General features: G+C 63.5%; 21 protein-coding genes. 12 read left to right on the forward strand and 9 right to left on the reverse strand.

The features are described from left to right. Positions 1-2 precede the first annotated feature (2 nt). The 6 genes from KX928_RS20345 to KX928_RS20370 all read right to left on the reverse strand — a co-directional run bounded on the left by KX928_RS20345 (position 3) and on the right by KX928_RS20370 (position 6,464). Entirely contained in the window at positions 3-773 is a 771-nt protein-coding gene (locus KX928_RS20345) for an SDR family NAD(P)-dependent oxidoreductase (RefSeq protein ID WP_219506336.1), read from the reverse strand. 88 nt (positions 774-861) lie between these two features. Then, positions 862-2,946: an alpha-galactosidase gene (locus tag KX928_RS20350; RefSeq protein ID WP_219506339.1), complete on the reverse strand. Its 2,085-nt coding sequence runs from the start codon at positions 2,944-2,946 to the stop codon at positions 862-864. After that, the gene (locus KX928_RS20355; protein WP_219506340.1) at positions 2,943-3,791 is read right to left on the reverse strand and encodes a carbohydrate ABC transporter permease; all 849 of its coding nucleotides are present in this window, start codon (positions 3,789-3,791) and stop codon (positions 2,943-2,945) included. The genes KX928_RS20350 and KX928_RS20355 overlap by 4 nt, the downstream gene beginning before the upstream one ends. Before the next feature lies 1 nt (position 3,792). Continuing rightward, positions 3,793-4,146, reverse strand: coding sequence for an MmcQ/YjbR family DNA-binding protein (locus KX928_RS20360; RefSeq protein WP_219506341.1), 354 nt, complete (start codon positions 4,144-4,146; stop codon positions 3,793-3,795). Further along, positions 4,143-5,069 (reverse strand): carbohydrate ABC transporter permease, encoded by a 927-nt coding sequence (locus KX928_RS20365; RefSeq protein WP_219506342.1) that lies wholly within the window; start codon positions 5,067-5,069, stop codon positions 4,143-4,145. The genes KX928_RS20360 and KX928_RS20365 overlap by 4 nt, the downstream gene beginning before the upstream one ends. 138 nt (positions 5,070-5,207) lie before the next feature. After that, positions 5,208-6,464, reverse strand: a complete 1,257-nt coding sequence (locus tag KX928_RS20370) for an ABC transporter substrate-binding protein (protein WP_219506343.1) — start codon at positions 6,462-6,464, stop codon at positions 5,208-5,210. Positions 6,465-6,691: 227 nt separating this feature from the next. Here KX928_RS20370 and KX928_RS20375 point away from each other — a divergent pair, with 227 nt between their 5' ends. The 11 genes from KX928_RS20375 (at position 6,692) to KX928_RS20425 (ending at position 17,632) form a co-directional block, all read left to right on the forward strand. Further along, positions 6,692-7,483 (forward strand): IclR family transcriptional regulator, encoded by a 792-nt coding sequence (locus KX928_RS20375; RefSeq protein WP_219506344.1) that lies wholly within the window; start codon positions 6,692-6,694, stop codon positions 7,481-7,483. A gap of 4 nt (positions 7,484-7,487) precedes the next feature. Then, positions 7,488-8,546 (forward strand): ABC transporter ATP-binding protein, encoded by a 1,059-nt coding sequence (locus KX928_RS20380; protein ID WP_219506345.1) that lies wholly within the window; start codon positions 7,488-7,490, stop codon positions 8,544-8,546. Positions 8,547-8,922: 376 nt separating this feature from the next. After that, entirely contained in the window at positions 8,923-10,542 is a 1,620-nt protein-coding gene (locus tag KX928_RS20385; RefSeq protein WP_219506529.1) for a benzoate-CoA ligase family protein, read from the forward strand. After that, positions 10,539-11,360 (forward strand): tryptophan 2,3-dioxygenase, encoded by an 822-nt coding sequence (locus tag KX928_RS20390; protein ID WP_219506346.1) that lies wholly within the window; start codon positions 10,539-10,541, stop codon positions 11,358-11,360. The genes KX928_RS20385 and KX928_RS20390 overlap by 4 nt, the downstream gene beginning before the upstream one ends. Continuing rightward, a complete protein-coding gene (gene kynU, locus KX928_RS20395) occupies positions 11,361-12,551 on the forward strand; it encodes a kynureninase (protein ID WP_219506347.1) in 1,191 nt (396 codons plus the stop codon). It abuts the gene before it with no gap. A 73-nt stretch (positions 12,552-12,624) separates the two neighbouring features. Continuing rightward, the gene (locus KX928_RS20400; RefSeq protein ID WP_219506348.1) at positions 12,625-13,773 is read left to right on the forward strand and encodes an ABC transporter substrate-binding protein; all 1,149 of its coding nucleotides are present in this window, start codon (positions 12,625-12,627) and stop codon (positions 13,771-13,773) included. A 97-nt stretch (positions 13,774-13,870) separates the two neighbouring features. Continuing rightward, the gene (locus tag KX928_RS20405; protein WP_219506350.1) at positions 13,871-14,788 is read left to right on the forward strand and encodes a branched-chain amino acid ABC transporter permease; all 918 of its coding nucleotides are present in this window, start codon (positions 13,871-13,873) and stop codon (positions 14,786-14,788) included. A gap of 1 nt (position 14,789) precedes the next feature. Further along, a complete protein-coding gene (locus KX928_RS20410) occupies positions 14,790-15,773 on the forward strand; it encodes a branched-chain amino acid ABC transporter permease (protein WP_219506352.1) in 984 nt (327 codons plus the stop codon). Continuing rightward, positions 15,766-16,521 carry an ABC transporter ATP-binding protein gene (locus KX928_RS20415; RefSeq protein ID WP_219506354.1) on the forward strand — a complete coding sequence of 252 codons (756 nt, stop codon included), beginning with the start codon at positions 15,766-15,768 and terminating at the stop codon, positions 16,519-16,521. The genes KX928_RS20410 and KX928_RS20415 overlap by 8 nt, the downstream gene beginning before the upstream one ends. Continuing rightward, complete coding sequence (locus KX928_RS20420) at positions 16,518-17,207, forward strand: ABC transporter ATP-binding protein (RefSeq protein ID WP_219506356.1); 690 nt, start codon at positions 16,518-16,520, stop codon at positions 17,205-17,207. The genes KX928_RS20415 and KX928_RS20420 overlap by 4 nt, the downstream gene beginning before the upstream one ends. Before the next feature lie 26 nt (positions 17,208-17,233). After that, entirely contained in the window at positions 17,234-17,632 is a 399-nt protein-coding gene (locus KX928_RS20425) for a RidA family protein (protein ID WP_219506357.1), read from the forward strand. Here the strand turns inward: KX928_RS20425 and KX928_RS20430 are convergent. Genes KX928_RS20430 through KX928_RS20440 form a run of 3 tightly spaced genes read right to left on the reverse strand, consistent with a single transcriptional unit; the run spans position 17,629 to position 19,645 of the window. Further along, entirely contained in the window at positions 17,629-18,417 is a 789-nt protein-coding gene (locus KX928_RS20430; protein WP_219506366.1) for a metal ABC transporter permease, read from the reverse strand. The two genes, KX928_RS20425 and KX928_RS20430, sit on opposite strands and share 4 nt — an antisense overlap. Beyond that, entirely contained in the window at positions 18,417-19,169 is a 753-nt protein-coding gene (locus KX928_RS20435) for a metal ABC transporter ATP-binding protein (RefSeq protein WP_219506369.1), read from the reverse strand. Before KX928_RS20435 ends, KX928_RS20430 begins: the two co-directional genes overlap by 1 nt. Then, positions 19,166-19,645 carry a transcriptional repressor gene (locus KX928_RS20440; protein WP_219506371.1) on the reverse strand — a complete coding sequence of 160 codons (480 nt, stop codon included), beginning with the start codon at positions 19,643-19,645 and terminating at the stop codon, positions 19,166-19,168. The genes KX928_RS20435 and KX928_RS20440 overlap by 4 nt, the downstream gene beginning before the upstream one ends. Positions 19,646-19,727: 82 nt before the next feature. Here KX928_RS20440 and KX928_RS20445 point away from each other — a divergent pair, with 82 nt between their 5' ends. Then, a complete protein-coding gene (locus KX928_RS20445) occupies positions 19,728-20,660 on the forward strand; it encodes a zinc ABC transporter substrate-binding protein (protein ID WP_219506373.1) in 933 nt (310 codons plus the stop codon). Positions 20,661-20,711: the final 51 nt, after the last annotated feature.

The following is a 20,711-nucleotide window of genomic DNA, read 5'->3' on the forward strand; positions in this document are numbered from 1 at the left end:
CGCTATCCTGTCGTCACGACGCCACCGTCCACCACCATACACTGCCCCGTCATCATCTTGCTGGTCCGTGAGGCCAGAAAAAGAACAGCATCTACAATGTCTTGCGGCTCAAGGTGGGTTTTAAGGCACTGCCGTTCCAGATGCGCGGCAAGACCTTCGGGCGTGGCCCATTTTTCCAACTGCTTTTGGGTCAGAACCCAGCCGGGCGCAAGGGCATTCACACGAATACCATCCGGGCCCAGTTCCCGCGCGAGGCTGCGCGTCATCGCCGTGATCCCGCCGTTGGCCGAGGTGTACGCGGGGTAGCCCGCGTTGCCCATCATGTAGCTGATCGAGCTGAAGTTGATGATCGAGCCGGAGCCGCGCCTGATCATGCCCGGGGCCACGGCCTGGGCGGCGAAGAAATAGGCTTTGAGGTTGATAGATAACAGAAAATCCCATTCCTCCGGCGTGACTTCCAGCCAGTTGTGGCGGCGGTCGTTGGCGGCGTTCGACACCAGCGCGTCGATCGGGCCATGGGCTTGCTCTGCGGCGGCGATCGTCTTGCGCAGCCCCTCGGTGTCTGTGATGTCGCCCTGAAAGAACAGCGGCGCGCGGCCGTGTTTCTCGTTCATCTCGGCAACGAATTCGCTGGCATCCGAGCGTCCGATGAAGGCGATATTTGCCCCCTGTGCAAGAAAGCCGTCCGTGAGGTCCGCGCCGATGCCCGACCCGCCACCGGTGATGTAGATCGAGGCCCCCTTGAGATCGTGAAAGGTTGCATTCTGGGTCATGGGTCACGCTCCAAACTGACGTATGATCGGTGTGCACCGATTGTGCACAGCACGTGCACCGCGGCGGCACTGGACTTGCGGGACATCCTCACAGGCGCCTGCCTTCCAGCACCCACATGGATTCAGGAAAGCTCCACGGCAGGGTCAGGCCGTTGTGCATCAGGGCCGCCCCGGTCAGGGTCACGGGTCCGTCTTTCAGCGCGAGCTTTCCCCGCGACAGCATGGAGGCAGAGCCGCGATTGCGCAAGCTGACCTCGTAGCGCGCCGCAGGGTCCAGCCGCGTGAGGCGCAGCGGCCGCGGGGCGATCTGGGGCGAGGTGCCGGATTTGCCGGAAAACACGACGAAGCGACTGCCGTCGCGCGCCTGCTGCTGCTCGGCGATGACCGAAGGGTCAGAGGCATCGAGCCGCAGGATATCGGCGGCATACATCCAGTCACGGTTCGCCTTCCACCACGTGGTGACATCGGTGAGCACGGCGGTCTCATGCTCGGTCAGCTCGCGCGGGTCCATCTCGAACCCCATGTGGCGCTGGGCGGCGACCCAGGCGCGGAATTCGATGTCGAGGGTGCGTCCCGAGGTGTGGCAGCGCCGGGGGCCAACGTGGCTGCCGGTCACCGCCGAGGGGATGAAGAGCGCCGCGTTATGCTGCATGTTCAGCCGTTCCAGCGCATCATTGCTGTCGCTGAGCCAGACCCGCTGGGTACGGCTGAGAATACCGAAGTCGATGCGGCCGCCGCCGGAGGCGCAGCTTTCGATCTCCACATCCGGGAAATCGGCGCGCAACCGGTCGATCAGCGCATAAGAGCCACGGGTCTGGGCCGCGTCCGGCATCGGCAGCACGCGGTTATGGTCCCATTTGATGTAGTCGATGGGATGGGTGGCGAGCAGCGCAGCGATGCGGTCATAGAGAAAATCGCGCACATCCCGAAGACCCATGTTCAGGGCTTTTTGCTGGCGGCCGAGGATCTGGTCTTCGGCCCCCAGCGCCCAGTCGGGATGGGCGCGGTGAATGTTGGAATTGGGGTTGATCATTTCCGGCTCGAACCAGATGCCGAAGCTCATGCCGTGACCATGCACGTAGTCGATCAGCGGGCCCAGCCCGTCGGGATACTTGCGCGGGTCGACCTCCCAGTCGCTGAGGCTTGAGGTGTCATCGTCACGCTGCCCGAACCAGCCGTCATCCAGCACAAAACGTTCCGCCCCGAGCTTGGCGGCGCGTGTCGCGATGTCCTTGAGCACGGGCAGGTCATGGGCGAAATAAACCGCTTCCCAGCAGTTGTAATGCACCGGGCGGGGACGGCCGGGTTTGGTCCAGGTGACGATCCGGTCGCGCATATGACGCTGGAAGGAGACCGCGCAGCCATTAAGCCCGTCGGAAGAATAGACCGCGTAGAGCGGTGCTGTGCGGAATTCGGTGGCGGGGGCGGTTTCCATGCGCGCGGCGTGGCCGAACTGGATCTGCCGCCGACCGTCGGGCAGTTCCTCGGCAATCATGCGGTGTCCGCCCGACCAGCCGTAGTGAAAGGCGAAAGCCTCTCCCGAGGCATTGGTCGCCCCCCGGCAGGGCACCAGCAGGCCGGGGAAATGTTCATGCCCGGTGCGCCCGGTGCGGTTTTCGCGGTAGCGGATGCCCGGTGACCACGCGGTGCGGTTGAGCTGGAATTCGCCGCACCAGCGCCCGGCCAGATCAATCATCTCGTCTGAGTGCTGCGGCGCGGGCAGCACGGGGGCGGCGAGCCAGTGCAGGTGCAGCGGGCGGTCCGCGTGCAGCCGCGCGGCCATCACGATCACATGGGTTTCGGGGTCAAGCTCGAAGGTCGCCTCGTAGGTCAGGCGGTTGTCCGTGTCACGGCAGGTGACGGTGAGGCCGTTGTCGCGCGGCGTGACATCGGCCAGTTTGAACTTGGGCAGAAGCGGCGTGCCGTCCTGATCGCGCACCACGATGCCGGGCTGGCCGGGAAATGTGCGCGAGGCTTCCGGGCAGAGCGACAGGTCGGGGTTTTCATCCAGCATGCCGCCGGTCACATCGAGCGCGCTGGTGCGCGCCAGTTGCACGAGGTCCTCGTCTTCGGGCAGGGGCGCGCCCCAGTAAATCACCTGCGGGCAACGGCCGCCCGAAGAGGCGAGCGCCAGCGTCTGACGCTCGTCATCCAACCGCCAGGCCGTTGTCACTTTACGGCACCAAGTGTCAGGCCGGCGATGAAGTGCTTCTGCATCAGGAAGAACATCAGTACCGGGGGCAGGGCCGCCACGATGGAGCCTGCGCTCATCAGGTGATAGGCGGCGCGGAACTGCGCGTTGAAGCTGGTGATCCCGGCGGTGACGGGCTGGCTTTCGGGGCCTTGTGTCAGCACGACGGCCCAGAAGTAATCGTTCCAGATGAAGGTGAAGATCAGCACCGCCAGCGCCGCGATCGCAGGTTTCATCAGCGGGATGACCACGTACCAGAAGATCTTCCATTCCGCGATGCCTTCGACGCGGGCGGCCTCGACCAGCTCATACGGCAGGGCGCGGATGAAGTTGCGCATGAAGAGGGTGCAGAAACCGGTCTGGAAGGCGACGTGAAACAGCACAAGCCCGGTCTTGGTGTTATAAAGCCCCATGTCGAGGGTGAGGTCGCGCACCGGCACCATGAGGATCTGGAAGGGCACGAAGTTGCCTGCCACGAACATGAAGAAGACCCAGATGTTGGACTTGAACTTGTAGATGCCAAGCGCAAAGCCCGCGAGGCAGCTGAGCGTGACCGCGCCGATGACCGTGGGCACGGTGATCAGCACCGAATTGAGCATGTAGCGGGGCATGTCGGAGTTGAAGAACACCTGCCCGTAGTTGTTGAACATCTCGAAGGACGAGGGCAGGCCCCAGTAGTTGCCCTGGGTGAAATCCACCGCCGGTTTGATCGAAAAGACCGCAACGGCGATCAGCGGCAGCAGCCACATGATCAGGGCGACGGGCAGGAGCGACTGGTAGGTCAGCTGCCAGGAACGGGGGGTTTTCTCAATGGGTGTCGGGAACATGTCAGGCCTCCTCGCGGGCGGGCAGTGCGGCTTGCGCTTTCTTGGTCAGACCGGCGCGCACGATGTCGTAGGATGTGCAGAGCCGGTGCGACAATTCGCTGTCATCGGTGGTGTCCGGCAGGGTGATCCAGCTGCGGTGGAAATAGGGCGCCTTGATGCCGACACCGGCGTCGATCAGCATCGTGGCGGTATCCACATCCGCCGTTTTGACCGACACGCCGGGCAGAGACGCGCCGATGCAGGCAAACATCTTGTCGGCGACTTTCCAGGCGTCGTGGCCGCCACCCCAGGGGTCGGATTTCTCCGCCCCCGGCAGGGGCGCGCAGATCTTGTGCACCCGCTCCCGGAAGGTCATCGGCCTTTCTCCTCTTTCCACATCGACCAGAGGAAATAGGCAATGAAGACCAGCATGATCAGGAACAGCACCACGGCGATGGCCGCGCCATAGCCCATGCGGAACCCGTATTCCGACAGCGCCTTTTCGAACATGTAGAAGGAGAGCACCCGGGTCTGGCCGAAGGGGCCGCCGTTGGTCATGATCGAGATCAGGTCGAAGGAGCGCAGGGCGCCGATGATCGTCACCACGAAGGCGATGAAGGTGGCAGGCTTGAGCTGCGGGATGATGATGAACCACAGCATCCGCCAGCCCTTGGCGCCATCGAGACGCCCGGCCTCGATCTGCTCGGGGTCCACGGCGTTCAACCCGGTGAGATAAAGGATCATGCAATAGGCGGTCTGCGGCCAGAGACCGGCGGCGATGATGCCGTAGGTCGCCATCGTCGGATCGCCCAGCACGTTGACCGGGCCAAGACCCACAAGGCCCAGCACTCCGTTCAGCAGGCCTTCGTTCGGCAGGTAGAACCACGAGAACACGAGACCCACAACAACCTGGCTGAGCACGAAGGGGAAGAAGAACAGCGATTTGTAGATGCGGATACCGGTGACCGTCTGGTTCAGGAAGAGGGCGATGAACAGCCCGCCCGGGATCGCCAGCAGGTAGAACAGCAGCCACTTGAGGTTGTTCCAGAGCGACACCTCGAAAGCGCCATCATCCATCAGCTCAACGTAGTTGTCCATGCCGATGAACCGCGCCTCGCCGAGCCCGTCCCAGTCATAGAAGGAGATGACGATCGACTGATAGATCGGCCAGATCACGTAAAAGGCGAAAAACAGGATGGCGGGAGCCAGAAACAGCCATGGCGTGACCGCGATTTCGTTGCGCTTGTACCAGCCGCGTGGCTGGGCTGTTGTAGTGGGAACGGCTGGGGCGGTTGTCATCGACGCATCTCCTCCTCGGTCGTGCGGGGCACGCGATCACTTACGTGGGCGGCGCACACGGCAGCACGGGCAATCGTGCTGGCGACTGGGCCGGGGATGGGCCGGGCGCGTTGGGAGCACGCCCGACCTGTCATCAGCTTACTTGTAGACGCGTTCCTGAACCTTATCGAGACGCTTGAGGATGTCGTCGAGGTTGTCCGGGAAGACCATGAACTCCTGCAGGCCCTGCATGGCTTCGGCAGCCATTTCCGCCGGGAAGTCACGGTCGAAGAACTGCGCCACGCCACCGGGAGAGTTTTCCGACAGCATGGTGAAGCCTTCGTTGAGGAACTTGTCGTCATCTACAGTGGACCCTGCGTTCACAGGCAGCTGACCAAGGTTTGCACCGTTGTTGATTTCAGACTGGACATTGGCCGAGACCACGAAGCGCAGGAATTCGCGTGCGGCTTCCTTGTTGGAGGCATTGGCCGGGATGTGGAAGGTGTCGGTTGGTGCGTCTTCCGCCAATGCGATCCCCGGCGTGATCTCGGGGAACTGGTAGAAGTCGAGCTTGCCGTCATCCAGACCCGCCTCGCGCAGCGGCGCCACGGCGAAGTTGCCTTTCAGGATCGCGGCAGCCTCGCCGTTCACGATGAAGGGCAGCGATTCCTGCCAGCTGTAGTTCTGGTGGTTGTCAACGAAGGCACCCATGTCAATCAGCTCGCGCCAGTTGGCGAAGGTCTGCTTGACACGGTCATCGGTCCATTTGACGTCGCCGTTAGCCAGTTCCATGTGGAAGTCAAAGCCGTGGGTCCGCATGTTGAGATAGTCGAACCAGCCGCCCGCGGTCCACAGGAACTTGGTGCCGATGGTGTAGCATTTGCGGCCCGAATCGAGGATCGCCTGGCAGTTGGATTTCATCTCCTCGAAGGTGGCAGGCTCGTTCAGGCCCAGCTCTTCGTAGATGTCCTTGCGGTAATAGATGCCCCACTGGTAATATGTGTAAGGCACGCCCCACTGCTTGCCGTCGATGGTCATCGCGCCCTTGGTGGAGGCGAGGTTGTCGGCAATCGCGGGCTCTGCCCAGAGGTCGGAGACGTCCTCGAAAAGGCCGGCCTTTACATAGGGGCTCATCCGGTTGGCCGCATACCATGTGGCCACGTCCGGCGCATCCGCCGTCAGGAAGTTGCGGATCTGTGTTTTATAGGCTTCGCGGTCGATCACCGTGGTTTCGATGTTCAGGCCGGGATGCTCCGCGCCGAAATCCGCGATCATCTTTTCCATTGTTGCGCGCGGCGCCGGGTTGGAAGTGTCGAGGAAGATTTTCAGGTCGCCCGTCAGCTCTGCCGTAGCGGTGCCGGCAAGCATCGTGGAACCCGCCAATGCCATGAGCATTGATTTGGTGGTGAAACGCATGGTGTCCTCCCTAAGGTACGTGCGATATTTTAACGTCTAGGTGGTTCCATTATTTGAAACCAAGTTTTATATATTGAAAACTACACTGCAATCTGCCTAGACTGTCAACCATGTTCTTCGTGTCAACGGAGATCAAGCGATGTTTCAGGAGGGGCGGCGCGCGGGATCCGGGGAGGGTGATCGCGCCATGCAGAAGCACCGCAATGACGCAAGGGAGGCGCTGATAGATGTCCGGCGACGGCACTGTAGGAAAAGCACTAGACGTGTTGGATCAGGTTGCACGCCACCGGCACCCGGTGCGGTTCGGCACGCTGTTGGCGAACAGCGATTTCCCAAAGGCGACGCTGTACCGGTTTCTGCAGACGCTGACGAATCAGGGCATGCTGCAATATGACCCCGACCGGCAGACCTACAGCCTGGGGGTGCGCCTTGTGCGGCTGGCGCATGCGGCCTGGACCCAGAGTTCACTGGCGCCCATCGCGCGGCCGTTTCTTGATCAGCTGAGTTCGGACGTCGGGCACACGGTGCACCTGGCCCAGCTGGACAATGCGCAGGTGCTCTATGTCGACAAGCGTAACGCCGCGCAACCCATTGAAATGTATAGTGATGCTGGCAAGGTGGGGCCAGCCTACTGTACCGGTGTCGGTAAGGCGATGATGGCCTTCCTGCCGGAGGAGGATCTGGCGCGTATCATCAAGCAGCAGTCTTTCCACCGCTTCACCGACCAGACCTATACCAGCGCGGCGGCGTTGCGCGCCGAGCTTCAGGCGATCCGCGAGCGCGGCTACGCCTTTGACCGTGAAGAGCATGAACCCGGCATCATCTGCATCGCGCAGCCCATTCTGTCAGACCGGGGCCGGGTGATGGGCGGGCTGTCGATCACCGGATCGACCCGGACCATCACGCTGACGCAGCTGGAGGCCCTGACGCCCCGGCTGGCGCATACCGCACAATCCATTGCCACCGTGGCGCAAGCCTGGCGGTTCCCCGATTCAAACCTTCAAAAGACAGGGACATAGAAAAATGACAGGTGTCACACTCAATCAGGCCGTCAAGCGCTATGGCGACGTTCAGGTGATCCACGGTGTTGATCTGCAAGTCGAGGACGGCGAGTTCTGCGTCTTCGTTGGCCCGTCCGGCTGCGGCAAGTCGACATTGCTGCGGATGATCGCGGGGCTGGAAGAAACCAGCGACGGCAAGATCCACATCGGCGAGCGGGACGTGACCAGGATGGACCCGTCGGAGCGCGGTGTCGCAATGGTGTTCCAGACCTACGCGCTTTATCCGCATATGACGGTCAAGGAGAACATGGGGTTCGGTCTGAAGATGAACGGTTTTCCCAAATCCGAGATCGACAGCAAGGTCAAGGCGGCCTCGGACGTGCTGAAGCTGGATGTCTATCTCGACCGCAAGCCCGCGGCCCTGTCCGGGGGGCAGCGTCAGCGGGTCGCCATTGGCCGGGCGATCGTGCGCGGGCCGGAGGTGTTCCTGTTTGATGAGCCGCTGTCCAACCTCGATGCCGAGCTGCGGGTCGAGATGCGGGTGGAAATCGCCCGGCTGCACAAGGAAATCGGGGCCACGATGGTTTACGTGACCCACGATCAGGTCGAAGCGATGACGCTGGCCGACAAGATCGTGGTGCTGCGCGCGGGATATATCGAGCAGGTGGGCGCGCCGTTGGAGCTTTACCGCGATCCGGACAACAAGTTCGTCGCCGGGTTTATCGGCTCGCCCGCCATGAATTTCCTCGAAGGCACGGTGACCGAGGGCGGTGTGGAGGTCCCCGGACTGGGCCGCACGGTGCCCGTTGACGTGACGTTGCCCGCCAAGGGAACCGCGGTGATTCTGGGCATCCGGCCCGAACACCTTGACGTGCACATCGGGCAGGGGGCGTTGAAGGCTGAACTGTCCGAGGCGCTGGGTGGCGTGTCGTACCTGCACCTCGACACCCCCACCGGTGAACGCATCATCGTCGAGGAACGGGGCGACGAGCGGGCGAATGAGGGCGATACGGTCGACGTTACCTTCGAAGCGCGCCGTGCCATGCTGTTCGAGAAAGAAAGCGAGCAGCGCATTCGCTGACGTTACCGCCGCCTGCCTCGCAAGCGAATATGTTTTAGGTTTAAAATATTTTCCCTTGAAGCAAATTGCGACTCACCCTAACATTTGGTGAGGGGCGCAGGGCAACTGTGCCTCCCTTTCAGAGGTGTTCGCAGGCTATGGGCGCATTTTTTCACGGGCGATTTCACAAGATACGTCTTGTCCTCCGCAGTTCTGTGCAATGCCGGGAAAACAGGGGTAATTGTTCGAATAGTGATAACAATGCCCGCGATGTCGCGAACAATACCCCTGTATCATCGCTTTTTGTGCATGAAATGACATCCGGTAAGATGATAGGTCGCTGCTTTCGGGGAGCTGATTTCGCGGCGTGGCAGCCCGCGCCAGTCGCCGGGGGCTGCTGATGCTTCCGTCCGCGCATGTCGATACCTTCGCCCGGGACAACCTGCCGCCGGAGAGCGCCTGGCCGGACCTTCTGCTGGAGGGGTTTGCCTACCCGGATCGTCTGAATGCTGCCGTCGAACTGACCGACAGGATGGTGGAACGCGGTTTTGGCGATAACACCGCGCTGATCGGGAACGGTCGCCGACGGACCTATAAGGAATTGAGCGACTGGACCAACCGGCTGGCCCATGCGCTCGTTGACGACCTCGGGCTGAAACCGGGCAATCGCGTGCTGATCCGCTCTGCCAACAACCCGGCGATGGTGGCCTGCTGGCTGGCCGCCACGAAGGCCGGCGCCGTTGTCGTCAACACGATGCCGATGCTGCGCGCGGGCGAATTGACGGCGATTGTCGACAAGGCAGAGGTCAGCCATGCGCTGTGCGACACCCGGCTGATGGATGAAATGACCGCCTGTGCCAAATCCAGCAAGTTCCTAAAATCGGTTGTCGGCTTCGATGGCACCTCTAATCATGACGCGGAACTGGACCGGCTGGCGCTGGAAAAACCGGTGCAGTTCGCGGCGGCGGACACGGCACAGGACGATGTGGCGCTGCTGGGGTTCACCTCCGGCACCACCGGCAGCCCCAAGGCGACGATGCATTTTCACCGCGACCTGCTGATCATCGCCGATGGTTATGCCCGCGATGTGCTGGGCGTGGTGCCGGAGGATGTCTTTGTCGGCTCGCCGCCACTGGCCTTTACCTTCGGTCTTGGAGGGCTTGCGATCTTTCCGCTGCGTTTCGGAGCGGCGGCCACCCTGCTGGAGACAGCCTCGCCGCCCAATATGATCGAGATCATCGAGAAATACCGCGCAACCGTCTGTTTCACCGCGCCCACCGCCTACCGCGCGATGCTGGCGGCGATGGAGGAGGGGGCGGATCTGAGCAGCCTGCGTGCCGCTGTTTCCGCGGGCGAAACACTGCCCGCGCCGGTCTATCATGACTGGCAGGAAAAGACCGGCAAACCGATGCTGGACGGCATCGGGGCGACGGAGATGCTGCATATCTTCATTTCCAATCGGTTCGATGACCACAAGGCGGCCTGCACCGGCAAGCCGGTGCGCGGATACGAGGCCAGGATCGTCGATGACGCAGGCCAGGAGGTGGCCACAGGGACCGTGGGCAGGCTGGCGGTGCGCGGCCCCACCGGGTGCCGGTATCTGGCCGATGACCGGCAGTTAGACTACGTCAGGGATGGCTGGAACATCACCGGCGACAGTTTCACGATGGATGCAGAGGGCTATCTGCATTTCGCGGCCCGCAATGACGATATGATCGTCTCGTCCGGGTATAATATCGCCGGGCCGGAAGTGGAGGCCGCGCTGCTGTCGCACCCTGCGGTGGCGGAATGCGGCGTGGTCGGGGCCCCCGACATCACCCGCGGCAGCATCGTGCAGGCCCATGTCGTGCTCGCCGACGGGTACCGGGGCGACGCGCGGATGGTGAAAGACTTGCAGGATCATGTGAAAGCCACCATTGCACCTTACAAATACCCGCGCGACATACGCTTTATCGGCGCCCTGCCAAAGACGGCGACGGGCAAGATTCAACGTTTCGCCCTGAGAGAGCAGAGATGACCGAGACCCCCTCGCACGGTGCGAAGATGGATTTCGCCCAAGACATGTCCTACGGCGACTACCTGAGCCTTGATCCGATCCTGAACGCGCAGCACCCCAGATCCGATGCGCATGACGAGATGCTCTTTATCGTCCAGCACCAGACCTCGGAGCTGTGGATGCGGCTGGCGATCCACGAACTCAGCGCCGCGCGCAGCTCCATCGCGCGGGGGGAGTTGCGGCCTGCTTTCAAGATGTTGTCGCGGGTGGCGCGAATCTTTGAGCAGCTCAACAACGCCTGGGACGTGCTGCGGACGATGACGCCGAGCGAATACACCGCCTTCCGCCCGTCACTGGGCAATTCATCGGGGTTCCAGTCGCATCAGTACCGTCTGATCGAGTTCATTCTGGGCAACCGAAACGCCGGGTTGATGAAGCTGCACGCGCATAAGGCGGAGGCAACGGCCGCACTGGAAGCGGAACTGGCGCGCCCGAGCCTCTATCAGACCGCCCTGCATCTGCTGGCCGACCGCATGGGGCATGCAGACGTGGCAGGCGCACCCGGACGGACCGCCTGGCAGCCCGATGCGGCGATCCAGGACCTGTGGCAAAAGGTCTACGAGAACCCTGCGGAGTATTGGGAAATCTACGAGCTGGCGGAGAAGCTGGTTGATCTGGAGGATTACTTCCGGCGCTGGCGGTTCAACCATGTCACGACCGTGGAGCGCATCATCGGCTTCAAGCGTGGTACGGGTGGCACGTCAGGTGTTGGCTATTTGCGCAAAATGCTGGAAGTTGAGCTGTTTCCGGAACTCTGGCACGTAAGAGGGGCCCTGTAGGTGTCTGAAATACTTAGAAAAGACGTCTTCTCCTTGCCGGAGGGAGTGATCTACCTCGATGGCAATTCGCTGGGGCCGATGCCGCGGAACATGCCCGAGACGCTCAGCCGAATGGTGTCCAGCGAATGGGGGCAGTTGCTGATCAAGGGCTGGAATGCCGCCGGGTGGATGGACCAGCCCTCGCGCATTGGCGACATGGTGGCCCGTCTGATCGGCGCACCGCAGGGCACCGTGGTGATGGGCGATACCCTGTCGATCAAGGTGTACCAGGCGGTGGCGGCAGGGCTGAAGATGACCCCGGGACGCCGCGTGATCCTGTCGGACACGGGCAATTTTCCAACAGACCTTTATATGGTCGAGGGGCTGATCCGGACGCTGGATCAGGGGTATGAGCTGCGCACCGTGGCCCCGGAGGATGTGGCGGCGGCCATCGGCGATGACATCGCGGTGGTGATGCTGACGCAGGTCGACTACCGCACGGGCCGCCTGCACGATATGGACGCGATCACGCAACGGGCGCATCAGCATGGGGCGGTGATGGTCTGGGATCTGGCGCATTCCGCCGGGGCGATTCCGGTCGACCTTGCCGCCTCCAATGCCGAAATGGCGGTGGGATGCACCTATAAATACCTCAATGGCGGCCCGGGCGCGCCCGCCTTCATCTACGTCCGGTCCGATCTGGCGGAGACGATACAGCCCGCGCTCAGCGGTTGGCTGGGGCATGAGGCGCCCTTTGATTTCGCGATGAATTATCGCCCCGGGCCCGGGATCGAGCGGATGCGCGTGGGCACGCCGCCGGTGATGCAGATGACCGCGCTGGAAGAAGCGATGCGCGTCTGGGACGATGTGGACATGCGGGCGTTGCGCGCCGCCTCCATTGCCCTGCAGGAACAGTTCATCGCGGATGTCGAGGCGCGGGTGCCCGCGCTGACGCTGGCCAGTCCGCGCGATCCGGACGCGCGCGGCAGCCAGGTGTCATTCCGGTTCGAGCATGGCTATGCCGCGATGCAGGCGCTGATCCATATGGATGTGATCGGCGATTTTCGCGCGCCCGACATCATGCGCTTTGGCTTCACGCCGCTTTACATCGATGCCGGTGACGTCACCGAAGCGGTTGATCGCATCGCCAAAGTGATGGACGACAAGCTTTGGGATGATCCAAAGTACAAGACACGCAACAGGGTGACCTGACATTTGAACCACGGCTTTCAGGCCGGGCCATAAGCGGGGTGCGAAGACGCCTCACCAACACGGGAGATACGAGATGAATTTAAGATCATGGGTTCTGGCGGCGGGATTGACCGCCCTTGCCACCGCCGGTCTGGCGGATGGTCATGGCGGCAAGGTCAAGGTCGGCATGATCACCACCCTGTCGGGCGGTGGTGCGGGCCTTGGCATTGATGTGCGCGACGGGTTCATGCTGGCCGCGAAAATGGCGGGCAACGAGAACCTCGAAGTGGTGATCGAGGATGACCAGCGCAAACCGGAAATCGCGGTGCAGCTGGCCGACAAGATGATCCAGTCGGAAAAGGTCGACATCATGACCGGGATCATCTGGTCGAACCTCGCCATGGCCGTGGTGCCTGCCGCGACCGCGCAGGGTAAATTCTATATCTCGCCCAATGCCGGCCCTTCGGCGCTGGCGGGCAAGGGCTGCCATCCGCTTTATTTCAACGTGGCCTGGCAGAACGACAATCTGCACGAGGCGGCAGGCGCTTACGCCAATGACGCAGGGTATAAAAACAGCTTTATCCTCGCGCCGAATTACCCGGCGGGCCAGGATGCCCTGACCGGCTACAAGCGGATGTATGGCGGTGCGCTTGCGGGTGAGGTCTATACCAAGCTGGGCCAGACCGACTATGCCGCCGAGATTGCGCAGATCCGCGCGTCGGGGGCGGATTCGGTCTTCTTCTTCCTGCCCGGCGGCATGGGGATTTCCTTTTTGAAACAATATGCTGGATCGGGCGTGGACCTGCCGGTAGTTGGCCCTGCCTTCAGTTTCGATCAGGGCATTTTGCAGGCCGTGGGCGATGCGGCGCTGGGGGTGAAGAACACCTCGCAGTGGAACAAGGACCTCGACACCCCGGCGAATGCCGCTTTCGTGCAGGCGTTTCAGGCCGAATACGGACGTCTGCCCTCGCTCTATGCGAGCCAGGGCTATGATGCGGCCAATCTGATCCTCAGCGCGATGGCCGAAGCCGATGTCAGCGACGCGGATGCCTTCCGCGCCGCCCTGGCCGCCGCCAAGTTCGATTCGGTGCGCGGCGATTTCAGGTTCGGGCCGAACCAGCATCCCATTCAGGACTATTACGTACGCGAAGTGATCAAGGAAGGGGATGTCTTCACCAACAAGATCATCTCCGCCAGTCTCACCGACCACGCGGATGCCTATGCCGCCGAGTGCAGCTACTGATCCGATGACCGCCCCGGAGACAGTTTCGGGGCGGTATTTCCTCTAACCGTGATCCTTCACAGCGCGGCGCGGGCCGCGATCCCGGAGCGTTTGCCCCATGTCCATGCTCTTGCTCATTGAACAGGTCCTGAACGGTCTGCAGTTCGGCGTGATGCTGTTCCTGATGGCTGCCGGGCTGACGCTGATCTTCGGCGTCATGGGGCTGATCAACCTCGCGCATGGCTCGCTTTACATGGTCGGGGCCTTCGCGGCGGCTGCCGTGGCGGGCGCGACCGGGTCCTTCGTGCTGGCGCTGATCGCCAGCCTGATCGCCGCCGCCGCCGCCGGGGCGCTGGTGGAACTGGTGGTGATCCGCAGGCTTTATGACCGGGATCATCTGGATCAGGTTCTGGCGACCTTCGCGCTGATCCTGATCTTTTCCGAAGGCACCCGCTGGCTGTTCGGCTCCTTCCCGCTGTTTCTGGACATCCCCGCGGCCCTGTCGGGGCCGGTGACCTTGCCCGGCGGCATTCAGTACCCCGCCTACCGGTTGCTGATCATCGCCGTCGGACTGCTGATCGCCTTTGGGCTTTTTCAGCTGATCGCGCGCACCCGCATCGGCATTCAGATCCGGGCCGGGGAAAGCGACCGCGAGATGATCGCGGCGCTCGGCGTCGATATCTCCAGGCTTTACACCATCGTCTTTGCGCTGGGGGCCGCCCTGGCCGGGCTTGCAGGGGCGCTGGTGGGGGCGATCCAGTCGGTGCAGGTCGGCATGGGAGAGCCGGTGCTGATCCTCGCCTTCGTCGTCATCGTCATCGGTGGCATCGGCTCGATCAGGGGCGCGCTGGTGGGGGCCTTGCTGGTGGGGCTGACGGACACGCTGGGCGGGGTGCTGCTGCCGGGGCTATTCGCCACCTTCATGGAGCCTTCGGCCGCCACCGCCGTCGGCTCCTCGCTGGCGTCGATGTCGATTTATATCCTGATGGCCGGGGTGCTGCTCTTCCGGCCCACCGGCCTTTACGGGACCACCTGACATGACCCGCGAAGCGCTCATCAACCTGTTCCTCTTCCTGCTGCTGCCGGTGACCGCCGGGGCGGCGTGGCTGCTGGAGGAACCTTTCATCATCACGCTGACCACCAAGGTCGCGATTCTGGCGCTGGCCGGGGTGGGGCTGAACATCGCGCTGGGGCTGGGCGGATTGGTCAGCCTCGGGCATGCGGCGTTTTTCGGGATCGGTGGCTATGCCATGGGCATCTTGGCGGCGCATGCACAGAGCTTTGACCCGCTGATGGAGGTGACGTTCCTGATTGAGGGCACCAAGTCGATGCCGGTCATCTGGCTGGTCGCGGTGATCGCCGGTGCGCTGGCGGCTTTGGCCATCGGGGCGCTCTCTCTGCGTACTTCGGGGGTCTATTTCATCATGATCACGCTCGCCTTCGGGCAGATGCTGTATTATTTCGCGATCAGCTGGCCCGCCTACGGCGGGGAAGACGGGCTGTCGATCTATGTGCGCAACGGGTTTCCCGGCCTGAATACGCTGGACCCTATCCAGTTTTTCAGCCTCGCCTTCGGGGTGCTGGCCCTGGTGCTGTGGTTTGCCGGGCGCCTGGCGGCGGCGCCCTTCGGGCTGGCGCTGTCTGCCGCACGGCAAAACGCCGAACGGGTCGAGACGGTGGGCATGTCGCCCTATCGGCTGCGGTTGCTGGCTTTCGTGATCTCGGGGGCCATCACCGCGCTGGCCGGGGCGCTTTTTGCCGACCTCAACCGCTTTGTCAGCCCCACGATGCTCAGCTGGCAGATGTCGGGGGAGATCATGATCTTCGTCATTCTGGGCGGCGTGGGGCGTCTTTATGGCCCGGTGGCGGGGGCGGCGCTGTTCATCCTGCTGGAACATATTCTTGGGGGGCTGTCGGATTTCTGGCACGTCTACCTGGGCATTCTGCTGCTGCTGGTGGTGCTTTTCGCCCGCGGCGGCATGATCGGGTCGCTGGCCGGGCGGGCGGTGGCGCATGACTGACGCCCTGTTGCAGATCAAGGGCCTGAACAAGGCCTTCGGCGCATTGGTGGCCACCGACGATGTGTCGCTGACGCTGGAGCCGGGGGAAATTCATGCGCTGATCGGACCCAATGGCGCGGGTAAATCGACACTGATCAAGCAGATCGCGGGCGGGCTGAAGCCCGATGCGGGCGAGATCCGGTTCAACGGGCAGGACATCACCGCCCTGAGCACCGTGGCGCGGGCCCGGGCCGGGTTGGGGCGGACCTTCCAGATCTCCTCGCTGGCGATGGAATACACGGTGCTGCAAAACGCGGTTCTGGGTGCCCTCGGTCACCGCGGCACGGTGTGGCGGTTTTTTGCGCCGGTGATGAAAAACGCCGATCTGCGCGCCGCCGCCCTCACGGCGCTGGAGCGGGTCGGCCTTGCGGATCAGGCGGGCAAACGCACTGCCGACCTCAGCCACGGGCAGCGCCGGTTGCTGGAAGTGGCCGTTGCCCTCACCCTGCACCCGAAGGTCTTTCTGATGGACGAACCGATGGCCGGGCTGGGGGCCAGCGGGTCCAAACGACTGACCGGGTTTCTTGACGGGTTGCGCCGGGAAGCGCCGATCCTTCTGGTGGAGCATGACATGGATGCGGTTTTCGCGCTGGCGGACCGCATTTCGGTGCTGGTCTACGGCAAGATCATCGCGACGGGCACCGCACAGGAGATCAGGGCCCACCCGGAGGTGCGCGAGGCCTACCTGGGCGATGAGGTGCCGGCATGAGCTTTCTTCGCCTTGAAGGTATCGAGGCTTTTTACGGCCCCAGCCAGGCGCTGTTCGGCGTGGATCTGGCGCTGGCCGAGGGAGAGGTCTGTGCCCTGATGGGACGCAACGGCATGGGCAAATCCTCCACCATCAAGGTCATTTGCAGGCTGCTGGCCCATTCCGGTGGCAGGGTCACGTTCGACGGGCAGGATCTGGCGCCCCTGCCGCCCTACAGGGCGGCGCGGGCGGGGCTGGGGCTTGTGCCGGAAGGGCGGCGGTGTTTTCCAAATCTCACGGTGTATGAAAACCTGATCGCGGCGGCGCGGCCCGGGCATTGGGATTTTGGCCGCGTCGCGGATCTTTTCCCGCGCCTGCGGGAGCGCCGGGACCAATCCGCCGCTTCCCTGTCGGGGGGAGAGCAACAGATGCTTGCGGTGGGACGTGCGTTGATGACGAACCCGCGGCTGCTGCTGCTGGACGAGGCGACCGAGGGGCTGGCCCCCGTCGTGCGGCAGGAAATCTGGGCAGCGGTTCAGCGCCTGAAATCCGAGACCGGCATGGCCCTTCTGGTGGTGGACAAATCGCTGGCCGAACTGCGGCAGGTCGCGGACCATGCCGTCATACTGGAGCGCGGCGCAACCGTCTGGTCCGGTCCGATGGCGGGTGTTTCGGCCACGGTTGCGGATCAATTTCTCGGCGTGTGAGAGCGCCGCTTTGGAGAGGACATATCATGGCGCATCAGATCATTCATCCGGCGGGCTGGAAGCCGGCAAAAGGCTATGCGAACGGCATGCTCTGCGATGATGGCACGCTGTATGTGGGCGGGCAGATCGGCTGGACTGCCGATCAGGTGTTCGAGGCGCATGATTTCATCGGCCAGATGCGGCAGGCGCTGAGCAACATCCTTGCCGTGGTCGCGGCGGCGGGCGGGCAGGCGGAGGACATCACCCGGCTGACATGGTACGTGACCGATAAATCGGAATATGTCGCGCATCAGGCCGAGGTCGGCGCCGCCTACCGGGACATCCTGGGACGGAACTTCCCGGCGATGACCATGGTGGTTGTCGCCGGCCTGATCGAAGATGCAGCACGCGTGGAGATCGAGGCGACCGCGGTGATCCGCCGTTAGCCGCGGGCGGCCTGCAGGCTGCGCGTCAGGGCGAATATCGCGGCGGCGACGCTGACGATGGTGGGGCCGGTTGGCGTATCGAGGGCGAATGAGACCAGCAGGCCGCCAAGTGCCGCGGCCGCGCCGATCGCCATGGCGGCGGCGGCCATCGTCTCCGGCCCGCGCGACAGCGGGCGGGCGGCGGCCGCAGGGATGATCAGCAGGGCGGCGATCAGCAGGGCGCCCACGACCTTGATCGCCACGGCAACGGTGATTGCCAGCGCAAGGGTCAGGATGAACTGCTCCCGCTGCGGGTCGACGCCGGCCGCCCGCGCCATGTCGGGGCTGAGGGTCGCGGACAACAGCGCGGACCACCGCCATGACAGCAGCATCAGAACCGCCAGCGCGCCCGTCCAGATGACGACCAGATCGGTGCCGGACACCGCGAGAATATCGCCCACGAGATAGCTCAAGAGGTCCACGCGGACACTGGGCAGGAAGGAGACGGCCACAAGCCCCAGCGCCAGCGCGGTATGCGCCAGAACACCCAGCGCTGCATCTCCGCCCATGCCGCGCCCGGTCAGCGCCGTCAGCAGCAGCGCCATGACCAGCGCGATCACTAGCACGCCGCCGAAGACCGGCAGGTCGAGCGCCAGCGCGAGCGCAACGCCGAGGATGGCCGCATGCGAGGTGGCATCGCCGAAATAGGCCATGCGCCGCCAGACGACAAAACATCCCAGCGGGGCTGCCGCGATCGCCACGCCAAGCCCGGCAAGCGCCGCGCGCACCAGGAAATCATCCAGCATTACTCCGCCGCCTCGTGGCCGTGGTCGTGGTCGCAGTCGGGCCCGTGGCTGTGGGTGTGTTCGTGCCGGTACAGCGCCAGCGCGCCCTGCGTGCCGGTGCCGAACAAAGCGCGGTATTCAGGGGCGCTTGCCACGATCTCGGGGGTGCCTTCGCAACAGATATGGCCGTTCAGGCACAGCACCCGGTCTGACGCCGCCATCACCACGTGCAAATCATGGCTGACCATCAGCACCGCACATCCCTTTTGCCGCCGGACCGCCTCGATCTGCCGGTAGAACTGCGCCGCCCCGGGCTGGTCGAGCCCCTGCGTGGCCTCGTCGAGGATCAGGATGTCCGGCTCGCTCAGCAAGGCGCGGGCCAGCAGGACGCGTTGGAACTGTCCCCCGGACAGCGCGGTCATCTGGTGCTGGGCGAGGTCGGGCACACCCGCCTGGCGCAGCGCCTCGGCCACGCGGCCCGCCCCGATGCGGCGAGGCAGGTTCAGGAACCGCGCCACCGTCAGGGGCAGGGTCGGGTCGATCGCAAGGGACTGTGGCACGTAGCCGATTTTCAGCCCGCGTTTGCGTGTCACATGTCCCTGAGCCGGGGGCAGCGCCCCGATCAGCGCGCGAATGAGGCTGGATTTGCCCGAGCCGTTTGGCCCGACAATCGTGACGATTTCCCCCGGCGCGAGGCTCAGGTTGACGTCCCGCAACACGGTGCGCCCGTGGTAGGCCAGCGTCAGGTCGCGCGTGTCGATCAGGGTTGTCACGCCGCAACGTCCTGACAGGCGGGGCACACCCCCTGCGCCTCGACAACCGTGTGTTCGATCTTGAACCCGACGGCGCGGGCGGTGTCGCCCAACCGGCCCGAGGCCAAGGTCGTATCGGCTTCGGCCACGGCGTTGCATTTGCGACAGATCAGAAAGGCCGGGGTATGGTCCGCGCCTGAATGGGAGCAGGCAATATAGGCGTTCAGTGCTTCGATCTTGTGGGCCAGTCCCGCTTTGACAAGGAAATCCAGTGCCCGGTACGCGACGGGCGGCTGCGAGCCCAGCCCATCCTCGGCCAGTTGCGCAAGCAGGTCGTAGGCGCCCAAGGCCCGGTGTTCGCGCAGCAGAATTTCCAGCGCACGCTGGCGGACAGGGGTGAAATTCAGACCGTCCCGACGACACAGATCGCGGGCATGGGTCATCCTGTCTGCCACGCAGGCGGCATGATCATGAGCGCAAAAGCCAATGGCGGACATCGGGGGCACCTTCGCAGGAGGGGTATTGATATGTTATAACATCCCTGTTAGCAGAGCGTGAATGTCAACACAAGGTGGATAAATGCGCTTCTTTCTCTCACTTCTACTGGCGGCCTGGAGCGTACAGCCCGCCCGGGCGGATGTGCCCAACGTCGTCACCGATATCGCGCCGGTGCACGGTCTGGTCAGCCGCGTCATGCAGGGCATCGGGACACCCGATCTTATTCTGCCGCCCGGTGCGTCGCCGCATGGCTACGCGATGCGCCCGTCTGAGGCGCGCGCCCTCTCTGCGGCGGATGTCGTCTTTTGGGTCGGGCCGGCGTTGTCGCCATGGCTGGCCGAACCTTTGGAGACGCTGGCGCCCGATGCGGAGCATGTGGCCTTCATGGAGGGCGCCGGTGTCGCCCTTCTGCCGTTCCGGGAAGGGGCGTTGTTCGAGGCGCATGCAGAGCATGATCACGGCAATCACGGCCATGACGATCATGACGCGGAAACCGAGGCGCGCGATCCGCATGTCTGGCTCGATCCGCATAACGCGGTCGCCTTTGTGGGCATGGTGGCAACCCATCTCGGCACGGCAGATCCGGCGAACGCGGAAGGCTACAAGACCAATGCAGCGCAGGCCCGCGCAGAAATACTGGAGGCCGAAGCCCGCATTGCCAGCCTGCTGGCGCAGGTCACCGACACGCCCTTCGTCGTCTTTCATGATGCCTACCACTATTTCGAGTCGCATTTCGGGATCGAAGCCTCGGCCGCGATCAGCCTTGCGGATGGCGGGGGTGCCAGCGCGGCGCGTCTGGCGGAGGTGCGAGACAGGATCGCGTCGCTGGGCGTATCCTGTGTGCTGACCGAACCGCAGGCGCAGAACGGGCTGGTGGATGCCGTCATGGAAACGCAGGTCGCGACGATACGCGAGGTTGACCCTCTGGGGCGGGAAATCCCTTTGGGGTCAGATTTCTACACGGCTTTGTTAAACCATGTGGCGGGGGCGTTTCACGACTGCCTTGCCAAGTGAGACGGCATGAAAAAGGCCCTGCGGGGGGCGCAGGGCCTGTTTGCTGCTGAA

Source organism: Roseobacter insulae, assembly GCF_019375555.1.
Taxonomy (GTDB): Bacteria; Pseudomonadota; Alphaproteobacteria; order Rhodobacterales; family Rhodobacteraceae; genus Roseobacter; species Roseobacter insulae.